Raw genomic sequence first — 3687 nt, forward strand, 5'->3', positions numbered from 1 at the left:
CTCCATCATTATCTATATACCAACTTCTCTCAAACAAGTCACCACGTTGATCAGCCAGATAATCCTGGTAACAGACCGGAGGGAGAAATGTCAGAAAAAATAGAATATACAGGTGACCACGCCAGAACATTTAGATCAATAATTGAGTCAACACCTGTTGCGATCCAGATCCTCGGACCTGATGGTCTGTTCATCGATTGCAATGTGATGACAGTTCAGATGTTCTGTGCAGTATCCAAAGAGGATATCATCGGTCATCCCCCTTCAATACTCTCTCCTCTGACACAACCTGATGGATTGCGGTCTGATGATTCAGCGATGGGTCACATAAAAAAGGCATTAGGAGGTGAAATCGTGACCTTTGACTGGGTCCATCAACGAATCAATGGAGAGGAGTTTCCTGCCCGGGTTACTTTAAACCCGATTGATTACAATGGCAACCCAAGTCTGATGGCGACTGTTATTGATCTGAGTCATGAACGCTCTCTTGTAGATAAGGTGAAAAAACGATCAGATGCGATAAAAAATCTCATCAAAGTTTCTCCAGTTCCAATCATCATCACGGACCCTGAATTTGGAATAAAGGTTGGAAATGATGCCGCCCTTTCTCTGACCGGGTATTCCTGGGATGAACTTACCAGGAAGAAAATAACCGACTTTGAAGTAATAGATCGGACCGGTGATCCGGTATCAGTCATCAGTGATCAGAGAATAGAGAGTTCTGCATCTGAAGTGATCAGGTTTCCATCCGGGCTGCGGGTGATTAAACGGACAGGTGTTCCTGTCCTGGATGAATCCAACTCAATATCGCAGATCATCTTCTCATACATGGATCTCACAGAGCAGGTTGATCAGTACGAAGAGGTCAGAACGCTGATACGGGAGGGCCCATATGGCATTGTGACCTTTGATCCAGATCTCAGGATCACTGATGTAAATCCTGCTTTTGAGCAGGTTACAGGTTACTCTCGCCAGGAGGCCCTCTCACTCTCTCTTCAATCGACAGGAACACTGGAACGCAGTGGTGAATCAATCTCTGATGCAATACGAACAAAAAAACCGGTTTCAGGCAAGGTTGTTCTGGATCTACCAGCCGGAATCAAATATCTGGATTATACCTACATACCCATTCTAAATCGAAGTGGCGAAGTAACGCGGATATTTGAATTATTTGCTGACCATACAACCCTTGTTGATCAACTTAATGAGTCAGAAACACTGATTAACGAGAGTCCTGTTTCTATACTTACTATACATCCTGATGGAAAAATCATCAAAACAAATCCCGCCTTTACCCGGATGTCTGGTATTTCTGAACCTGAATTACAAACGATGAATCTCCGGGATTTTTCCATTGTAACCAGGGACGGAAAACAGTTTGATGATGTTCTGACTTCGAGTGTCCCGGTGCAGGGTCGCCTGACTATCAAGTTCAATGAAGATGAACGAATCCTTGACTATACCTACCTGCCTGTAACCGATGTAAACAAGAAGATTCGCAAACTGATTCTCATCTATATTGATATGACAAGTCAGGTCAGGCTTGGAGAGGAGATGGCTGACAGGGCAGCCTGGTATGAATCAATTCTCGATGCTCTTCCTCTTGCAGTATCAGTCACTGATCTTGATATGTATTGGACTTTTTTGAATCGCAAGACTGAAGAGATCACTGGATTTGAGCGTTCGAAAACCATTGGCTGGCCCTGGAAGACCTGGGTATCTCCTGATGAGAATCACGGTGGATCCCCGTTCTCCCAATTTAAGGATGGTGCATGCACTCTTCAGATTGTGCACCAGGGGAAACACTACCAGGCTCAGTGTGCCTATGTTCACAATGCGGAAGGTGCCAATGTCGGTATGATGGAAGTTTTAACCGATATTACTGCAATGAAAAAAGTCTCTGATTATCTAGAACAATCAGTTCAGTTTGTTGCAGAGGATATCAGACGACTCGCAACAGGGAGAGTTGATCTGAGGGTTGAGACTCTTGATGGTGACGAATACACAAAGGATGCCAGAGAGTATTTTGTAAAGATCAATAAGGCCTTGCAGACTGCACGTATGTCTCTCTCTATGCTTGTTGAGGATACAACATATCTTGCATCATCTGCTGTTGAGGGATACCTGAAGGTCAGAGCTGACCCAACCATCCATAAAGGTGAATACAAACGGGTTATTGAAGGATTTAATGCGACTCTTGACTCTATTGTTGAACCTATTACCGAAGGAATGCGGGTTGCAGGAGAATATGCTTCATGCAATTTTACTGCCCGGGTAAATCCCGCTCTCTCGTTTGATGAGGAATGGGCCGAGTTTAAGGATGCATTGGATAATATTGGCATTCAGGTTACCGATGCCCTCTTGAAGGTCGGAAATGAGATGCACAATCTCACCGTCAATTCAGACTCAGTCAGTGTAAATGTTCATGATATCGCTGAAGCAGCAGCGAGGCTTGTTAAGAATGTTCAGCAGGTGTCTGAAAATGCAAAAGATGGAAGTGACGGGATATCGCGTCTTCATCAGGCTATGGATGATTTTGCCGTCACGGTTGCTGATGTCTCTGCCAAGACTGAACAGATCTCTATTCTTACCCGAAATTCCAATGACCTTGCAAAACAGGGAACAGATCTAGCCAGGAATACCGAGGCTGGAATGCAGGTTATTACAGCAAGTGCCCTGGAAGTCAAGGATGTCATTGCTGAAATCCAGCAGGAGATGGGAAGGATAGGTAAGATCGTGAAGTTGATCTCTGACATTGCGAGTCAGACGAATCTACTTGCACTTAATGCCGCAATTGAAGCTGCCCGTGCAGGAGAAGCCGGACGTGGGTTTGCTGTAGTTGCAAGTGAAGTAAAAACACTTGCAACTGAATCCCGAAGTTCAGCTGAAAGTATCAGCGAATTGATCTCAACACTTCAAAAGAAATCTGAAATTGCTGCAAAAGCCGTTGGTCAGGCTGAAACCTCAGTGAATGAAGGAAATGCAACACTTCAGGATACATTACGTGTCTTCTCCAGGCTTGCGGAAGCAGTGGATGAGATCTCATCGTATATGGAACAGGTTGCAAGTATGTCTGAAGAGCAGGCAGCTTCAGTACAGGAGATTACCATGAATGCAGATGAAGTAGCACATCTCATCGGAAAAACTGCTGAAAAAGCAGTTGACAGTGCAGGGGTGACCGAAAAGACCGCAGTTGCACTTGAAGAAGTGATGATGAAGATCAATACGGTCAAAGAGATCACCGAGCAGGTATCAGGAGCAGTTGCGTCGTTTAAGGTAGAAGGATAAGGGTTTTCTCGAATTATGTTCGATACTCATAGTTAACGACATCCTTTCAAAGAAAGATCTCCCATAACCAGACTTCCTTTTTGACTCAAATCTCTCCCTGAAAATAATCGGCCCGATACAATCCTCATGTTGGTTCATCCACTTTTGTTCGGGAATTTGATAAACAAGACCTTCTATTCTATTTCTTGTATTAACCAATACACTCAATACCGATTAGAACAATCCTGAATTAGTTCATTAGGAGTTTGAATATGACAATATTACCGAGTCAAAAAACTGATTTAGTGTGTACAGGTTCATTTGTGAGAAAAATCCCATTTCCTCTCCTATTGATTAAGGAGAGGGTCATTGTTGATATATCTGAGTATGGGCTAAAATGTTTTGGATTCAATATAAAAG

The 3687-nt window shown here is 43.6% G+C and carries 1 protein-coding gene; it reads left to right on the top strand.

Annotation, left to right across the window (positions count from 1 at the left end; genetic code table 11):
- The first annotated feature begins 87 nt into the window (after positions 1 to 87).
- Positions 88 to 3288 (top strand): methyl-accepting chemotaxis protein, encoded by a 3201-nt coding sequence (locus VN429_RS08010; protein WP_325631873.1) that lies wholly within the window; start codon positions 88 to 90, stop codon positions 3286 to 3288.
- The last annotated feature ends 399 nt before the right edge of the window (positions 3289 to 3687 follow it).

Origin of the sequence: Methanospirillum sp., assembly GCF_035560735.1 — an archaeon.
In the GTDB taxonomy this organism is placed as follows: domain Archaea; phylum Halobacteriota; class Methanomicrobia; order Methanomicrobiales; family Methanospirillaceae; genus Methanospirillum.